Raw genomic sequence first — 17,533 nt, forward strand, 5'->3', positions numbered from 1 at the left:
GAGGCTTAGCTCAGCTGGGAGAGCATCTGCCTTACAAGCAGAGGGTCGGGGGTTCGAACCCCTCAGCCTCCACCATAATCGTTCTCATACTGGAAGAGATTGTGGACACACTATAGGTATCCATCATAGGGGATTAGCCAAGCGGTAAGGCAACGGACTCTGACTCCGTCATCATAGGTTCGAATCCTATATCCCCTGCCAAATGGGAGCCATTAGCTCAGTTGGTAGAGCACCTGACTTTTAATCAGGGTGTCGAAGGTTCGAGTCCTTCATGGCTCACTTTTATTAGTATCATGCGCGTGTGGCGGAATGGCAGACGCACCAGACTTAGGATCTGGCGTCTTACGACGTGGGGGTTCAAGTCCCTTCACGCGCACCACTTTATTTGCGGACGTGGCTCAGCGGTAGAGCATCGCCTTGCCAAGGCGAGGGTCGCGGGTTCGATTCCCGTCGTCCGCTCCATATTTTGCGCCCTTAGCTCAGCTGGATAGAGCGTTTGACTACGAATCAAAAGGTCGGGAGTTCGAATCTCTCAGGGCGCGCCATTTATTTAATAACGGGATGTAGCTCAGCTTGGTAGAGCACCTGGTTTGGGACCAGGGGGTCGCATGTTCAAATCGTGTCATCCCGATTTTATATCTATGCGGGTGTAGTTCAATGGTAGAACTTCAGCCTTCCAAGCTGATAGCGTGGGTTCGATTCCCATCACCCGCTCCATAATTTTATATGTTTCGGGATGTAGCTCAGCTTGGTAGAGCACCTGGTTTGGGACCAGGGGGTCGCATGTTCAAATCGTGTCATCCCGATATCTCAGCTGCTAAGCTGACATGAACTCTTACTTTTGGTAAGAGTTTTTTTGTTAATAGAAAGTATCTCATTGTTTCAGGAGACCATGGTTTTCCTGACTGAGATACAAGAAAGACAAAAAATGAAAAAACTTTGGTTGAATGATTTTAATAAAATTCATATTTACAAAGTAAATAGAAACTGCTCCTTGGTATGGATATCTTAAAACTTCTTAATAAAAACACGTTTTGTTGTGTGACTAAAATTCACAAATCGATAGATCAATGGGTTATTTTTCGATGGTTTTGTTATGAATGTTAACATCAAAGCATCATATACTCAACGCAGAATGGAAATAATAATAGGAAGAAATACACAATATATTTATAACTGTATAAATAGTCGTATTGGTGTATAATCTTAATTGCTGTATCGCTTTACAGCGCAATAAAGTTGAAGATTTCCGGGCAGTTTTATTGTATGATATGAGGAAAGCTTCAAATAGACAATGTTAAAAACATTGATCCGGAAGAGGATGGGGGGAGCAGCATGACCGAACTTACGACTGCCGTCAGCAAAAGCAATTCTAACAATCTGCTGCGGCGTGACGTACGGTTCTTGGGGAATATTTTGGGCGAAGTCTTGGTTCACCAAGGCGGTAACGAACTGTTGGAAATCGTGGAGAAGATCCGTGAAACCAGCAAATCACTACGCTCATTGTTTTTGCCTGAACTGCACAATGAATTTAAGGAGCTAATTAATTCACTTGATCCGGAGAATCGTCACCAGGTGATACGGGCGTTTGCTATTTATTTTCAATTGGTGAACATCGCTGAGCAGAATCATCGGATTCGCCGTAAACGCGACTACGAACGTTCAGCAGGAGAGACCGTACAACCTGGTTCTATCGAAAGTGCGATTCAGGAGCTCCGTGAGCGGGATTTCTCACACGAGGATGTTCATGAGATCATGAATGGTCTTTCTCTGGAGCTGGTCATGACCGCTCACCCTACAGAAGCCATGCGGCGGGCGATTCTTGATATTCATAAACGTATTTCCGATGATGTCATGGGTCTGGATAACCCAACCCTTACCTTCCGGGAACGTGAACAGCTTCGCGAGAAACTGCTGAATGAAGTTATTACTTTGTGGCAGACAGATGAGCTGCGCGATCGCAAGCCAACGGTGCTGGATGAAGTACGTAATGGAATGTATTATTTCCATGAGACGATATTCCAGGTACTACCGGATGTGTATCAAGAACTTGAACGATGTCTAAGCAAATACTATCCGGGCCAGAATTGGCACGTGCCTACGTATCTGCGTTTTGGTTCGTGGATCGGTGGCGACCGGGATGGTAATCCATCGGTGACTGCGGCTGTGACTCTGCAGACACTAAGACTTCAGCGTAAGCTGGCTATACGGGAGTACCAGCGCATTATGCGGGATCTGATGCAGTATTTGAGCTTTAGCACCAGTATCGTAAATGTTACACCGGAGTTACTGCAATCCATTGAGGTGAATAGAAGCCTTATTAATCTGGATAAGTCTAAGTCCTGGCATAATGATAATGAGCCTTACCGTATTAAGCTTGCCTATATGATTGCCAAGACCCAGAACGTTATGGATGATGAGAAGAAGGGCTCGCTGGAGCGTTATTCTTCACCAGAGGAATTTATAGATGATTTGAACGTGATAGACCGGAGTCTGCGTCATCACTATGCAGATTATGTAGCAGATACTTATATTAAGAAGCTGATTCGCCAGGTGGAGTTGTTTGGGTTCCATACGGCGACGCTTGATGTACGCCAGCATAGTCAGGAGCATGAGAATGCGATGGCAGAAATTCTGGCCAAAATGAACGTTACACAGGATTACGCCAAGCTCCAGGAGAACGAGAAAATTGATCTTCTAGAAAAGCTGTTGAATGATCCACGACCTTTGACTTCACCGTATCAGTCCTACAGTGAGAGCACTGAAGAATGCCTTGCAGTGTACCGCGCTATTTATACGGCACAAGAAGAGTACGGTAAACAGTGTATCACCAGCTATCTGATCAGCATGGCTGAAGCTGCAAGTGACATTCTTGAGGTCATGGTTTTCGCCAAAGAAGTGGGATTATTCCGAAAAGACAATGATGGTACTGTAGTTTGTACATTACAGGCTGTACCCCTGTTCGAGACCATTGACGATCTTCATGATGCTCCACAAATTATGCGTACGCTGCTTAACCTGCCGATTTATCGGGATGCAGTTAGGGCAATGAACGATCTGCAGGAGATCATGCTGGGTTACTCAGACAGCAATAAGGATGGTGGCGTAGTTACAGCCAATTACGAGTTGCGTGTAGCTCTGAAGGAAATTACGGCAACGGCAGATGAATTCGGCATAAAACTGAAATTTTTCCATGGCCGCGGAGGAGCACTGGGACGTGGAGGCATGCCGCTAAACCGAAGTATATTGGCGCAACCGGCTTCTACAATCGGTGGAGGCATCAAGATTACGGAACAGGGAGAAGTCATCTCCTCACGGTATTCCATGCAGGGAATAGCCTACCGTAGCTTGGAGCAGGCAACCTCCGCACTGGTCACAGCTGCAATTAACGCCAGATCTCCCCATACGGATCTATATGAGCCGAAATGGGAAGAAATTGTGGCTAGGATCTCCGAGGTTTCATTAGACAAGTATCAGGACCTGATCTTCCGTGATCCGGATTTCCTGACCTACTTCAAGGAGTCAACACCGCTTCCTGAGGTTGGAGAGCTTAACATTGGTTCGCGTCCCTCTAAGCGAAAGAATAGCGACCGGTTTGAAGACTTGCGAGCGATCCCTTGGGTATTTGCCTGGACACAGAGCCGTTATCTGCTTCCTGCTTGGTATGCTGCTGGTACGGGACTACAAAGTTTCTATGACAACAATGAGGAGAACCTGAAGGTGATGCAGGATATGTATGCAAACTTCTCGTTCTTCACTACATTAATTGATACTCTGCAGATGGCGATTGCCAAGGCTGATCTGATTATCGCCAAGGAATATGCCAGCATGGGCAAAAATGATGAGGCGCGTCAGCGTATCTTTGGACAGATAGAAACGGAATTCAAGCTGACCTCCGAGCTGATTCTCAAAATCACCGGACAGCAGGACATCTTGGATAATGTACCTGTTATTCAGGAGTCCATTCGTCTGCGTAATCCATACGTTGATCCGCTCAGCTATTTACAGGTCCAGCTATTGTCGGAGCTTAGAGCCTTACGTGAAGTAGACGGTGATGATGCCGACCTGCTCCGCGAAGTGCTGCTTACGATCAACGGCATTGCTGCAGGTTTACGGAATACCGGCTGATCTTCTATATCAAGGTTAGTTATATGACCTTAATCATGATCGACTTGTCTTTCAGGTTGATCTGGAAGAGGTTGATTTTGTTTGGATGTTTAGAACTTACTGGTCTCGCTCTTCACGATCTTGGACCTGGAAGCCGGTAAAGCCTATTCCAAATCTCCGTCTGCCTCTTTATAGGGGCCGGACGGGGATTTTTTTTTAGTTTGAGTCAATAACCTGGATAGCAGAATCTGTTATGACACTGTACTGGATGAAAAAGCTGTCACGACCAAACTACTTCCCTCCCTATTCTCCTTCCAATGTTGTCGATATGGATTTCGGGAAGAGTGCATGCATAGGGGACAGGTGAGGAGAAGGCATGGAGAAGAGTTGTGGAACTGTAAGGAACCTGAGTGTCCGTCTTTGTCTTCGGATTTGATCCGCTAAAAGCGGTATCATTCAAAAAACTGGAGACAACAGCACCCTGAGGGCCGAACATTCTTAGGAGTCCCGTTATATTCATCTTCCCCTCAGTGCACTTGTGTTTGCCCAGCCTACATAGAAAGTAACAATACTATCCTTGATTTTTGACCAAACATGAATTACCATTTAAGAGCTTGTACCGTGGACATTCAAGGGATGAAAGACCAAGGGCGGCAAGTCTGGGGGAGTTAACAGGTGGAGAATTTGGAAGGCAGATTGACAAAGCTCGCCTTGAAGGGCGACCAAAGGGCATTTGCCGAGCTTGTGGAACTATATAAAGACAAAATATATCATCTGGCTTACCGGATGCTGAACAACCGACATGAAGCGGAGGATATTGTTCAGGAAACTTTTTTGCGAGTGTATCGCAATTTGGACCGTTATGATGATAAACAGAAGTTCTCAACCTGGATCTACCGGATTGGCACGAACCTCTGTATTGACCGTCTTCGCAAACGGCGCCCGACGTATTCACTGGATGCCGAGATGAACGATCAGGAAGGTATTGACGGTTATTCCATGATTCCTAGTGATAATGTGACACCGGAAACCGAGCTGCTGCTCTCAGAGACGCAGAGGCTGATCTATGAGGCCATTGACAGTTTGCCTGTGAAATATCGATCAGTGATGATATTGCGCTATCTACAGGATTTGTCACTTCAGGAGATTAGCGATGTGCTGGATATGCCTGTAACAACGATCAAGACCCGTGTACATCGCGGACGTGAATTTTTACGTAAAAAATTAGGCCCTAAAATGTAAAATAGATTATTTTTTATGAAACGTATGATTGGCAGCGACGTATGTAAGTTAAGCAAGTCTTATGCGCCCTGCCCCTTTGTCATGTTATAATTAAATAGCACTCATGAAAGGATTGGCTCCTATGGAATGCAAACTGGCCGTCTCTATGATGCACGACTACTTGGATGACGACTTGCCCGAGCTGCAACAGAGGGAATTGAAGGAGCATCTTCTATCCTGTACAGATTGCCGTGCAAAGTTCAAAGAATTGGAACAGACCGATATGCTGATGTTTTCCCTGATACACCACAGTCCTGTGGCTTCGGAGGATCTTGTAGACCGGATTATGAACTCACTTCCTCAAGTCAAGAAGGAACGGGCATTTGTGACCTGGATAAAACGGCATCCCGCACTTACAGCGGCGTCCGTGTTCATTCTTGTTATGCTGATGAGCTCTGTTACTTTTTGGAATCAGGATCGACAGCTTGTAGTCAGAGGAACTGACCTGGAACAGGTTGTCATTCAAGGGGATACGGTCATTGTACCTTCTGGTAAGACGATATCCGGCGATCTAACGGTGGAGAACGGTAAAACACAGGTATATGGGGAAGTGAACGGTAATGTGACTGTGATCGACGGTTCCTTGTACCAGGCTTCAACAGCTCATATCTCCGGGCAAGTCAAAAGCATAGACCAAGCGGTAAGTTGGCTCTGGTATAAAGTGACGAACATGTTCTCTGAAGTTGCCTACCGGTAATGACACCTGGTTGCTTTTAGAAGGAATATTATTTGCGCCTCTTTTTCCGGAAAGATGGCGCTTTTTTGTTGTGTGGGTATTCGGTGATGCGTTTCCCAGACGGCTGAAACTTGCAACCTGGGCTGGAACGTTATAACCTAGATATGATACAGAACATACAGACAGTTTACATAAACCCAGCTAATATGAAATGACGGGGGTTTTGGCATGAGTTATTTTACAGACCTAACATGGAAAGAGTCCATTAAAGATATAATCGATATTCTGATTGTCAGCTATATCATCTATAAAGTGCTCAATATGGTGCGTGGAACCCGGGCGATACAGTTGCTAAAAGGAATCCTGGTACTGGTGGTTATCTGGGCGCTTAGTACTCTGCTTGATTTATATACGCTCAAGTGGCTGATGAACCAGATATTTACGTTCGGGATATTTGCGATATTTATCATCTTTCAGCCGGAATTGCGGAGGGGGCTGGAGCAGCTTGGACGGGGCAAGTTCTTTGGACGGGCTGCCGAGAATGATGAGGAAATCAGCAAGCTGATCGGTGAAGTCATTAAAGCACTCAATTACTTGGCACAGCGAAAGATTGGTGCATTAATTGTTTTTGAACGAGCGACGGGACTCAATGAATATACCGAGTCTGGGATTCCTATGCGATCTGTAGTCAGCTCTGAGCTGTTAATTAATATTTTTATTCCCAATACTCCGCTGCATGACGGTGCTCTCATTATGCAAGATGGGCAGATTGCGGCCGCTGCTTGTTATTTGCCGCTGTCGGAGAATCCGTTTATTAGTAAGGAGCTCGGTACCCGTCACCGGGCAGCCATCGGGATTAGTGAAGTTGCAGATTCTGTCTCTGTTGTGGTTTCGGAAGAAACCGGACAGATCTCATTAGCAATTAACGGTCAGATCGTACGTGATATTAAGGAAGAATCTCTGATCTCCAAGCTTTATGAGGAGCTTCGCGCCACTTCGCCGCTGAAGGAGAAAAGCTCCGCCTTTTGGAAACGGAGGGGGGATAAGAGCAATGGATAAGTGGATGAAGAATAATAATTTCAACAAAATTCTCGCGCTTGCCTTCGCTATCATCCTTTGGATTATTGTCCATGTGGATACTGCACCTGCGAACCAGACAACAGTAAGCACAGAGTCCAAAACCATAGAAAATGTGAAGATTGAGGATACCGGCTTTGATGAGGATAAATACGTAATCACATCAAGGGATGCTGATAGTGTCAGGCTTGAAGTCATGGGCAAAAAATCGGATCTCACCTACAAGTTTTCTGATGCCTATAAAGTATGGATTGATCTGAGCAATATTCAACCAGGAGACTCGACGCTCCCACTGCATTACTCCTTACCCAGCGGTGTAATATTGGAAGATATTAAGCCAAATGAAGTGAATGTGCATGTGGAACTTAGAAATACTAAGTCTTTTCCAGTATCCATCGTTACTAAGGGAGAGCCTGCACCCGGCTACCAGGTCGGTACACCGGCATTAGATCCAGCAGCAGTGGAGGCGCAGGTTACGCTTGCTGCCAGTGAACTCAGTAAGGTTGTCAAAGTGCAAGGAACCATTGAGCTGGATGGTGAAAGTGAGACGCTTAAAGAGAAAAAGTTGAAGCTGTATGCATATGACAGTAGCGGTAACGAGATAAAGGATGCAGTCATTGAACCGTCGGCCGTAACTGTGGAGCTGCCAATTACCCTTCCGTTCAAAAGTCTGCCGCTGGACATCAGCTTTAGCGGTCAACTACCGGGGGGCTTGGCTTTATCGAAGGTGATGCCGGAACAAGATACGGTAACTGTATATGGAACCGAAGAAGCTTTGGCTTCTTTATCATCCTATGAAGCGACATTGAACTTAAGTTCGATTGATTCTGTAGGAACAAAGGAGCTAAAGCTGGAACTGGCCGCTCCGAAGAGTGTCGCTAAGATTGAGCCTACGGTATTAAATGTTTCTGTGATGACCTCGGAAATTGCCCAGAAGACCATCGATAACATTCCCATCAAGCTGGAGGGAGTAGATACCGGACTTACCGCACGGATTACAGATCCCGCTAGCAAAACGATTTCGCTCATTGTATCGGGAGCCCCAAATCTGCTCGAACAGGTGGATAAGAACAATATCAGCGTGGTTGCAGACGTTGTGGGCATCACAGCCGGAACTCATGTGGTAACGCTCCATGTTTCGCTGCCCAGGTTTATTGCTCTAGAGAATGCATCACAACGCTTAAGGGCAACGGTGGAGATGCAGACACCGGCAACGCCTGAAGCTACGAAGGCTCCCGATAGCACCCATTCAGGCACGGTAACCTCCGAGCCTAGCGCTGAGCCTGCCTCTGGCGTGGAGAGCCCAACGGAGCCTGCTCAGAGCGAAGGAGGGATTAGCCCTACCTCGACACCTATTCCTTCTGAGGGGACGGTAGAGAACAGTGGCACTTCTGGTACTGAGGGGACTGCGAACAACAGTGGAAGCCCTGGCGCAACCGGCGCAACGTAACTTTTTCTTTTAGTAAACGTCTATAATATGTGACATAGGTACCCGAAATAATATTTCGTTCATACAATAATTCATTAAGCTAATGCAGCGTATTCAAAAGGAGAAAAAAGATGGGTAAGTATTTTGGAACAGATGGTGTGCGCGGAGTCGCAAACCGTGAATTAACAGCAGAGATGGCCTACAGTATCGGCCGTTGTGGTGGGTATGTATTGGCTGGTAATGTAGAGAAGCCTAAGGTGGTTATAGGCATGGATACGCGAATTTCGGGTCCTCTTCTGGAATCCGCTCTTGTAGCAGGAATGTTGTCCATTGGTGCTCAGGTTATCCGGCTAGGTGTCGTGAGTACGCCTGCTGTGGCTTATATTACAAGATTACTTAAGGCAGATGCAGGAGTAATGATATCAGCTTCGCATAATCCGGTTGAAGATAACGGCATTAAGTTCTTTGGCGGAGACGGGTTTAAGCTGACAGATGAAACCGAGCTGCGGATTGAAGAACTGATGGATGCAGAAATTGATGAATTGCCACGCCCTGTGGGTGCTGGTCTGGGAACAGTAAGTATAGATAATGAGGCGAAATATTTATATTTGAACTATCTCAAAACAACAATTTCCCAAAACTTCACAGGACTTAAGGTAGTACTGGACTGTGCCCATGGAGCGGCTTATGAACTGGCTCCACGCTTGTTCAGAGAGCTTGGTGCAGAAGTGATCGCTATCGGTTCAGAACCGGATGGGCTGAATATTAATGACGGCTTCGGCTCCACGCATCCGGAAACTTTACGTGAAGAGGTGCTACGCCAAGGCGCCGATCTGGGACTTGCTTTTGACGGAGATGCTGATCGGTTGATTGCTATTGATGAGAAGGGCGACGAAGTTGACGGTGACTTTATCCTCTGTATCTGCGGAGATGCGATGAATCGCGCCGGTAAGCTTAAGGATGGCACCATTGTATCCACAGTTATGAGTAATATTGGTTTCTACAAAGCAACAGAACAACTGGAGCTGAATACAGCCAAGACTGCAGTCGGTGACCGTTATGTGATGGAAGAAATGCGCCGGGGCGGATACAATCTGGGTGGAGAGCAGTCCGGTCATGTTATTTTCCTGGATTACAATACAACAGGTGATGGCATCCTAACGGCAATCCAACTGGTGGACACAATGAAGTCATCTGGTAAGAAGCTCAGTACGCTGAAATCAATGATGACCAAATACCCGCAGGTGCTTGTGAATGTTCGTGTTCAGGATAAGACCAATTATCCCAACAATCCGGCTATTGAAGCGGCTATTCAAGATGTTGAAGGCAAGCTTGGCGATAACGGCCGAGTACTGGTACGTCCTTCAGGGACTGAACCGTTAATACGGGTCATGGCTGAAGGCCCCGATAAGGCGGAGCTGGATCTCTATGTAGGTCAAATTGTTGATGTCGTTCAGCGTGAATTAGTGTAATTAACGATATTAATGTATAAATAATTCAGCCTGTGAAGAAAAAGGTTTAAGGCTTCTTCACCGGCTGAATCTGTATATAGCCCACTATCTTGTAACAGCACCAAAAGTATTCATACCTTTCAGCATTGCCAAAACGATGTAAGGTGCATATAATAGATAAAGTGTCATTCCAGAAGGAAAGCGGGGATAGTAAGGTAGGCAACAGCAAGCGCCAGAGCTTGATCTTGCGCGGGGGAGAAGGGACAGCCTTTAAATTGCCGGATATCGGCGGGGCTTGAACGGATCACGGCAGATGTAAGCTGACGAGGTGGAGGTGTTCGAAATGTTCGGCGGGGACCTCCCGGTGATGCACCAGAGCCGTAAATGGAAACGGAAAATGCGAGGGCGACCTTTCACACAACGTTTCTGTGGGTGCTATCGGAAAAAGTACAAATTCATGGGTTAGTGCAGTAACGGAAAGAAACACTGAGTGTTCTGCCACGGCAGAGGAGAAGACTGTACATTTCATGAACATAATTGCAAGTGATGGTTATTGTAAGGGATATTGCCCTCTTTAGGGCTCTATAGCCGTGTCCACTTGTCTGGGTCTGAAATACAACAGAATATTTGCTTTTTCTCAAAAACTTGCCGCATGGCACGTTTCTTTCCTTATGCCGCCCACACTATAAATTGGACGGAGGAAATTATTATGTGTGGTATTGTAGGATATATCGGTAATCAGAACTCGCAAGGGATCTTGGTAGAGGGATTGAAGAAGCTTGAATATCGTGGGTATGATTCGGCCGGGATTGCTGTTTTTACCAAGGATGGTCTTCAGGTTGTAAAAGCACAGGGCCGCATGGCGAATCTCGAAGCTAGACTTGAAGCTACTCCACTGACAGGTAGTGCCGGAATCGGGCATACCCGCTGGGCAACCCACGGCAAGCCTTCTGATGAGAACTCGCACCCGCATACGGATGAGAGTCAGAAGTTCTCAGTCGTACACAACGGGATTGTGGAGAACTATCTGGATCTTAAAGAGGAATTGATCGCCGGAGGATGCCACTTTACTTCCGAAACGGATACGGAGGTTATTTCGCACCTGATCGCCCGTGAATATGAAGGGGATATCGTGAAAGCTGTACAGAAAGCAATCACCTTCATGCGTGGTGCATTTGCACTTGGAGTTCTGACCGAATATGAGCCCGACAAACTGGTAGCTGTACGTCAAGCAAGTCCACTGATCATTGGCTTGGGTGAAGGAGAAAACTTTATCGGGTCGGATATTCCTGCTCTGCTGGAATACACTCGTAACGTATATATTTTGAACGACGGCGAAATGGCTGTATTGACACGGGATGCTGTCGAATTGATGACGATTGAAGGCAATTTTATTTCTCGGGAAATGATTACTGTCGATTGGGATGCTGTTACTGCAGAAAAAGGTGGGTATGAGCATTTCATGTTGAAAGAAATCCACGAGCAGCCAAAAGCATATCGTGATACTATGCGCGGAAGAATGAATGCTGAAGGCAACAAAGTAATTCTGCCTGAGCTGAACCTGACCGAAGAGCAGATCAAGAATATCCGCAACGTACAAATCGTTGCTTGCGGTACCGCCTATAATGCGGGTCTTGTTGGACGCAACCTGATTGAATCCTTGGTACGTGTTCCTGTAGAAAATGATATCGCTTCGGAATATCGTTACCGTTCGCCGATCGTTACACCAGAAACCCTGGTCATCGTAGTCAGCCAATCCGGTGAAACTGCAGATACACTTGCAGCTCTTCGTGAAGGTCAAGCAAACGGAGCCCATGTTCTGGCTATCACTAACGTAGTTGGCAGCTCTATTGCCCGCGAAGCAAACAGTGTGCTTGTAACTCTAGCTGGTCCGGAAATCGCTGTAGCTTCAACCAAAGCATACACTTCACAGCTGATCGCGTTCACTTTGCTCGGTCTGTATCTGGCTGAAGTTCGCGGTACTCAGTCTGAAGCTGAAGTTGCCAAGATTCTGGCAGCTATGCAGTCATTGCCGGAGCAAGTAGAAGTAATCCTGTCGCAAAAAGAAGCGATCAAGACTTATGCTGAACAAATTGCTAAGCATGAGCACCTATTCTTCATCGGCCGTGGCGTAGATTACGCTGTAGCCCAGGAGGGATCGCTGAAACTGAAAGAAATCTCCTATATTCACTCCGAAGCTTACGCTGCGGGTGAACTGAAGCATGGTACACTGGCGCTGATCGAAGAAGGCGTTCCAGTCATTGCCCTGGCAACTCAGGAATCCGTTCTAGAGAAAACCGTCAGCAATATCAAGGAAGTCAAAGCTCGCGGTGCACACGTGCTGGCCATCACTCATGAAGTGAATGCAAACGATCTGCTTAGATCTGTTGACCAGGTGTTCGTGATTCCTCAGACACTGCAGTTGCTGACCTCTGCATTATCCGTAGTGACGCTGCAATTGCTGGCTTACTACGCCTCACTGGCCCTGGGTCACGATGTGGATAAACCACGTAATTTGGCGAAGAGCGTTACTGTGGAGTAGGGTAGGGAAGAGGATATAGATATTTTGTCAGAAGAAAATAAAGTGTTAGACTGAAAAATAAAGTGTTAGACTCGGAAAATAAAGTATTAGACTAAGAAAATAAAGTTGTAGACTGAGAAAATAAAGTATTAGACTGACGGGATTGGACATACTGCTACTAGGAGCTCTTCTACTGTCTACAGAACTTACATCCAGAATAACATCATGACTCCATACGGGGCTGCCTTCGGGTAGCCCTGTTTTCTTTTAAAGGAGGTGTTGTCATCTTGGCCAAACGAAAACGTGAAATCACGGAAGTGAAGATTGATAGGTTTATCAAAGAAGGCAGAGGACAAGGAACGGGAGCCGATTATCTTCCGTGGCTGCGAGTACAGGATGTGCCCTCAACAGGCAGATCGACTCGGGGTGTTGGCTGGACCACAGGCAGACAACACACCTTCTTGTCCGATTTGGAACGCGATTATTTCTATGCTCTGGATTATGCCGATGGAGTAACAGACATCCGTGAGCAATATCCCCTCCTTCCGCTTGAAGAGACGAAGCTGATTGCTGACAAGCTTGGTATCGCACATCCCAAAGACCCTAGAACTGGCGTGGATATTGTTATGACTACGGACTTTGTAATTACATATAGGGATAAGGAATATGCGAGGACGGTTAAGCCTGCTAAAGAGCTGGAGAACGAACGCATATTAGAGAAATTTGAAATTGAACGAATATACTGGGAGTCACATCAGGTAGATTGGGGAGTTGTGACTGAGCGTGATTTGCCTTATACGTTGATTCGCAATGTCGAATGGATTCATAAAGAGTATCACAATGAGGATGTCGGAAAACTTGGGATCTTTGCTGTTCAGAGCTTGGAGCGTTCACTAGCTGCTTTAATACAATCAGGGACTGCAATAGCTAGAGCGTGTCTCGCTTGCGATGAACAAATGGGGTTGGAAGCCGGGACAGCCCTGGCTATGTTCAGACATTTTGTAGCCAGAAAGATCTGGTCTGTAAACATGAATGAGAAGATTAATCCATCGAATAGTGCTAATGAGTTTCATATCACTGGAGCAGATGGCTTATTGGCGAAAGGCGGCTGAGATATGCAGATACTCTATGAAAATATGGTAGTCGAATGGCAGTTGCCTGAGTCCGATGTGCGTCAGGTTGAGAGAATACTATGGATCTCACCAAATGAGGAATACCTCTACTGCATTGCAATGGATGATGATAAGGCTTTTCCTGTTATGAAGGCTTATTCGGAATATGCAGCAGGTATTGCATCGAAGCTTTGCAGACAAGTGGATTGGATCAATGATAGCGTCCCTGTAATTGATACTGATATTGCCCCTGAGCATTTGGCGCTCCGTGATAAGTCATGGGACACTATCAAAGATATCGTCCTGGATGAGCCGAACTGCTATGACAAGAAATTCAGAGGGGCTCAAATCCAAGAGGTTCAGGGACGAACTGCTGTTCATAAAAGTACAATTTATCGCTACTTACGCAGATATTGGCAGGGCGGGAAAATGAAGAATACGCTGCTGCCTCACTATAACAATTGCGGTAGTTACGGCAATGATCGTACTCCTACCGAGGCCAAACGTGGGCGTCCTCGAAAGTTTGAACATGAGCCAGCAGGTATAAACATCGACGAAGAAACCAAGCAATTACTGAGATCAGGAATACGATTATTTTATAACACTCAGGAGAAATCTCCTTTAAAACATGCTTACCAAAAAACACTGGAGAAATTCTTCGCAAGCGGATACCGCCAAGAAGGACAAGCTCTGATTCCCGTTCTCCCTCCCCCGGAGAAGCTACCCACATTTGGCCAATATAAGTATTGGTTTCAGAAAGAGCAGGACCTTGCAAATACGCTTAAAAGTAGACACGGAAAAAAGAGATATGAACTGAATCACCGCCCAATACTCGGAAGCTCTACTCTTCAAAGCTTCGGTCCAGGCTCCAGATTCCAGATTGATGCTACGGTTGCAGACGTTTATCTGGTTAGCGAATATCAGCGCGAATGGATTATTGGCCGTCCGATTGTTTACATTGTCATCGATGTGTTTAGCCGCTATATAACTGGAATATACATTGGCTTGGAAGGCCCTAGCTGGGTTGGCGCCATGATGGCTTTAGCCAATACAACAGCTGATAAAGTACGGTATTGTGCCGAATACGGCATTGAAATTACCGAGCAGGAATGGATGAGCAGCCATTTGCCGCAAAAGCTTACAGCAGATCGCGGTGAGCTGGAGGGCGATAAACCAGCTAGACTTATTGACGTTCTTGGTGTGGATGTCGAGAATGCGCCGCCTTATAGAGCGGACTGGAAAGGAATTGTAGAGCAACAGTTTCGGCTTGTGAACTTGAGAAGTGTTCGATTTGTGCCAGGGGCAATCAAGGAACGCTTCAGAGAACGCGGCGAACGAGATTATCGCCTTGACGCTAAATTGACGTTACGAGAGTTTACTCTGATTATGATCCAATACGTTCTTTATCATAACAACAATCACCGTATGCTCTGGTATGATCGCAATGAATTTATAATAGCAGATAATGTTGAACCGATCCCGTACCAATTATGGCAGTGGGGAATAATAAATCGGACGGGGCGCTTAAAGAAGCTTCCTGAAGCTATTGTTAAGCTCAATCTACTTCCCCAGGGAGAAGCTACGGTTACAGCTGCTGGAATCCAGTTCAAAGGCGTCCATTATGGATGTGATCTGGCGATGCGAGAGCAATGGTTCGTGAAGGCCAGAGTCGGCAAGACTTGGCGTGTAAAAGTGTGCTATGACCCGCGTTCCACTAATGAAATCTACTTATGGTTGGATGCTGGAAGACAGTTCGAGGTATGCACGCTGCTTGATCGAGAAGAACGATATCTTAACAAGAGATTTGAAGAAGTAGACGACTTATTGGAGATTGAACGATATCATGGCAGACATCACAAGATAAATAATATGTTGGCCAAGATTGACTTGGATGCGCAGACCCAAGCCATTGTAGAGCAAGCGACGAAAAAGACAAATGAGGCGTTACGCAATAGCGATATAAGTAGTAACCAGCGTGTTAAAGGAATCAGGGGGAATCGGAGCGGAGAAAAGCAGTTGAATCGGCCACAGGAGGTTTTCCAACTAGCTGAATCTCGTACAGTTGAAAGAAAGACTTCGAAGGACGATAACTTAGTACCGATGAACCGGGATGCGACAACAAAACCGCAAGAAGCCTATATACCCCCGGCTGACAAGCTTTCCAAGATTAAAGCCTATTTGCAGGAAGACGGTGATGAAGAGTGAACGAGATAGATGTTCCATTATTTCACTTCAGCCGTGGTCATTTTGTGGAGGCAGATTATCAAGATCCGCTGCTTGAGGACTATAGGAATAATCCTCTCTTGGAGGCTTTGCCGCCTATTTGGGACGACAAGACTGTAGCCAAGCGGCTGGCATCCAATCCGAGTTTCAATATTGCTGAACGAGAATTACCGGTCCATTTGAGAATGCATTGTGTACAGCGGATTTCAAGAGATTTCTTCAGGCCATTATCGAGACATCTTGAACTTCAACAGAGTCTCTCCAGACTGATCAGGGATGGTTATGTAGGCCGCAATCCTCTTACCCCCAACTATGCCTTCAGAGCCCGTAAAGATGCCTATGAGCTCATTATGAAAGGTCATACAAATGGTTATCCCGTGAACACACCGACATCGGCAGGATTTGCTCTGGTTGGCATATCCGGAATCGGGAAATCAAGCAGTCTGATGCGTATCCTTCAGATGTATCCACAAGTAATTTTGCATCGAAAGTATAAAGGTCAGGATATGCCTGCTCCCTATCAGATTGTATGGCTAAAAATGGACTGTCCGCATGATGGATCTATACGAGGCTTATGTTTGAATTTTCTGTTGGCGGTTGACAGTTTAGTCGGGACGAAGTATTACAAGAAGAATACAACAAAAACGACGGATGAATTATTGCCGATTATGGCTCAGGCAGCCGCCGTGCATTGCCTTGGTGTGCTTGTCATTGATGAAATTCAGAATCTGCAGGAAGCGAAGGATGATCGGGCTGCACAAATGCTGAACTTCTTCGTCCAACTGGTGAATACGATTGGTCTTCCTGTCATTCTAGTTGGTACCTATAAAGCGCTGCCTGCCTTGAATGGTGAATTCAGGAATGCGAGACGCAATAGCGGGCAAGGTGATGCAACCTGGCACCATTTTCAGAAAGATGAGGAATGGGAATGGCTTCTGCAAGGGTTGTGGAAGTACCAGTGGACTGACAAAAAAGTTGAGTTAACGCCTGAGTTTATAGATATCATGTTTGAGGAATCTCAAGGTATATCGGATATTGCAATTAAGCTGTTTATGCTGACGCAGTGGCGTGCGCTGGACAAGGAGATCGAGCATATTACACCGGAACTTATCCGCTCTGTGGCCAGAGATCGATTTATGCTGATTAAGCCAGCACTTGAAGCGTTACGCTCAGGGAAGAAGAATCAAATTCAGAAGTTTGCTGACATTTATGACAGCGTATCTATAGATGACTATCTGGATCGAATTGAGGCCGAGAAGCGTAAGGCTGCGCGGCTTGAGGTGATAAAGACGGAGCTTGGATATAACCTGCAAGAGCAAACGGTGTCTGATGTTAATGGGTGGCTGATTGAGGCTGGCATAGGAGAAGCCATCGCATTAAAAGCAGCGCAGGTTGTAGTACAGAAGCATCTTCATGAATTGGATACAGTGGATCTACACAAAGAAGCGCTGAAGATTGCGTTACAAGTGCAGAATGATAATTCTTCTACTAAAAAGTCTATTCTGCGAAGCAAAACGAAAGTGAAATCAACACCGACAGAACCAAATGATTTACGCGTAATTGTATCTCTGGGCAAGAAGCAGAAGCTGCCGGCATACGATTCACTAAAAGTTGCCGGATATATTAAAGATCCAATGGAGTTTATCGGATAGAAGG

10 protein-coding genes and 8 tRNA genes are annotated in these 17,533 nt (G+C 46.1%); all 18 read left to right on the forward strand.

Annotated elements, in window-relative coordinates; translation table 11 throughout:
• Window positions 1-127 precede the first annotated feature (127 nt).
• The 18 genes from AC0MA3_RS15635 to AC0MA3_RS15720 all read left to right on the forward strand — a co-directional run bounded on the left by AC0MA3_RS15635 (window position 128) and on the right by AC0MA3_RS15720 (window position 17,529).
• Window positions 128-201 (forward strand) — tRNA-Gln (locus AC0MA3_RS15635).
• A gap of 5 nt (window positions 202-206) precedes the next feature.
• A tRNA-Lys gene (locus AC0MA3_RS15640) sits at window positions 207-279 on the forward strand.
• Between the two features lie 16 nt (window positions 280-295).
• Window positions 296-379 (forward strand) — tRNA-Leu (locus tag AC0MA3_RS15645).
• A gap of 8 nt (window positions 380-387) precedes the next feature.
• Window positions 388-462 (forward strand) — tRNA-Gly (locus tag AC0MA3_RS15650).
• A gap of 6 nt (window positions 463-468) precedes the next feature.
• Window positions 469-545 (forward strand) — tRNA-Arg (locus AC0MA3_RS15655).
• Between the two features lie 12 nt (window positions 546-557).
• A tRNA-Pro gene (locus AC0MA3_RS15660) sits at window positions 558-631 on the forward strand.
• A gap of 12 nt (window positions 632-643) precedes the next feature.
• Window positions 644-717: transfer RNA gene (locus tag AC0MA3_RS15665), tRNA-Gly, on the forward strand.
• A 15-nt stretch (window positions 718-732) separates the two neighbouring features.
• Window positions 733-806 (forward strand) — tRNA-Pro (locus tag AC0MA3_RS15670).
• Between the two features lie 529 nt (window positions 807-1,335).
• Window positions 1,336-4,128 carry a phosphoenolpyruvate carboxylase gene (gene ppc / locus AC0MA3_RS15675; RefSeq protein WP_379162577.1) on the forward strand — a complete coding sequence of 931 codons (2,793 nt, stop codon included), beginning with the start codon at window positions 1,336-1,338 and terminating at the stop codon, window positions 4,126-4,128.
• Between the two features lie 654 nt (window positions 4,129-4,782).
• Window positions 4,783-5,349 carry an RNA polymerase sigma factor SigW gene (sigW, locus tag AC0MA3_RS15680; protein WP_379162580.1) on the forward strand — a complete coding sequence of 189 codons (567 nt, stop codon included), beginning with the start codon at window positions 4,783-4,785 and terminating at the stop codon, window positions 5,347-5,349.
• A gap of 121 nt (window positions 5,350-5,470) precedes the next feature.
• Window positions 5,471-6,085, forward strand: coding sequence for a zf-HC2 domain-containing protein (locus AC0MA3_RS15685; RefSeq protein WP_379162583.1), 615 nt, complete (start codon window positions 5,471-5,473; stop codon window positions 6,083-6,085).
• A 207-nt stretch (window positions 6,086-6,292) separates the two neighbouring features.
• Window positions 6,293-7,123 carry a diadenylate cyclase CdaA gene (cdaA, locus tag AC0MA3_RS15690; RefSeq protein ID WP_379162586.1) on the forward strand — a complete coding sequence of 277 codons (831 nt, stop codon included), beginning with the start codon at window positions 6,293-6,295 and terminating at the stop codon, window positions 7,121-7,123.
• Window positions 7,116-8,591 (forward strand): CdaR family protein, encoded by a 1,476-nt coding sequence (locus tag AC0MA3_RS15695; protein WP_474656859.1) that lies wholly within the window; start codon window positions 7,116-7,118, stop codon window positions 8,589-8,591. Before cdaA ends, AC0MA3_RS15695 begins: the two co-directional genes overlap by 8 nt.
• Before the next feature lie 110 nt (window positions 8,592-8,701).
• Entirely contained in the window at window positions 8,702-10,042 is a 1,341-nt protein-coding gene (glmM, locus tag AC0MA3_RS15700; protein ID WP_474656860.1) for a phosphoglucosamine mutase, read from the forward strand.
• A gap of 688 nt (window positions 10,043-10,730) precedes the next feature.
• Window positions 10,731-12,563, forward strand: coding sequence for a glutamine--fructose-6-phosphate transaminase (isomerizing) (gene glmS, locus AC0MA3_RS15705; protein WP_474656861.1), 1,833 nt, complete (start codon window positions 10,731-10,733; stop codon window positions 12,561-12,563).
• Window positions 12,564-12,829: 266 nt separating this feature from the next.
• Window positions 12,830-13,654, forward strand: a complete 825-nt coding sequence (locus AC0MA3_RS15710; RefSeq protein WP_474656862.1) for a TnsA endonuclease N-terminal domain-containing protein — start codon at window positions 12,830-12,832, stop codon at window positions 13,652-13,654.
• A 3-nt stretch (window positions 13,655-13,657) separates the two neighbouring features.
• Window positions 13,658-15,859 carry a Mu transposase C-terminal domain-containing protein gene (locus tag AC0MA3_RS15715; protein WP_474656863.1) on the forward strand — a complete coding sequence of 734 codons (2,202 nt, stop codon included), beginning with the start codon at window positions 13,658-13,660 and terminating at the stop codon, window positions 15,857-15,859.
• Entirely contained in the window at window positions 15,856-17,529 is a 1,674-nt protein-coding gene (locus AC0MA3_RS15720) for an ATP-binding protein (protein ID WP_474656864.1), read from the forward strand. Before AC0MA3_RS15715 ends, AC0MA3_RS15720 begins: the two co-directional genes overlap by 4 nt.
• Window positions 17,530-17,533: the final 4 nt, after the last annotated feature.

The sequence above is a fragment of the Paenibacillus sp. LS-5 genome (genome assembly GCF_056121505.1).

Coding starts and splice junctions, on each gene's coding strand:
- AC0MA3_RS15715 (WP_474656863.1), top strand. CDS start 13,658: ATGCAGATACTCTATGAAAATATGGTAGTCGAATGGCAGTTGCCTGAG.
- ppc (WP_379162577.1), top strand. CDS start 1,336: ATGACCGAACTTACGACTGCCGTCAGCAAAAGCAATTCTAACAATCTG.
- cdaA (WP_379162586.1), top strand. CDS start 6,293: ATGAGTTATTTTACAGACCTAACATGGAAAGAGTCCATTAAAGATATA.
- glmM (WP_474656860.1), top strand. CDS start 8,702: ATGGGTAAGTATTTTGGAACAGATGGTGTGCGCGGAGTCGCAAACCGT.
- AC0MA3_RS15695 (WP_474656859.1), top strand. CDS start 7,116: ATGGATAAGTGGATGAAGAATAATAATTTCAACAAAATTCTCGCGCTT.
- glmS (WP_474656861.1), top strand. CDS start 10,731: ATGTGTGGTATTGTAGGATATATCGGTAATCAGAACTCGCAAGGGATC.
- AC0MA3_RS15685 (WP_379162583.1), top strand. CDS start 5,471: ATGGAATGCAAACTGGCCGTCTCTATGATGCACGACTACTTGGATGAC.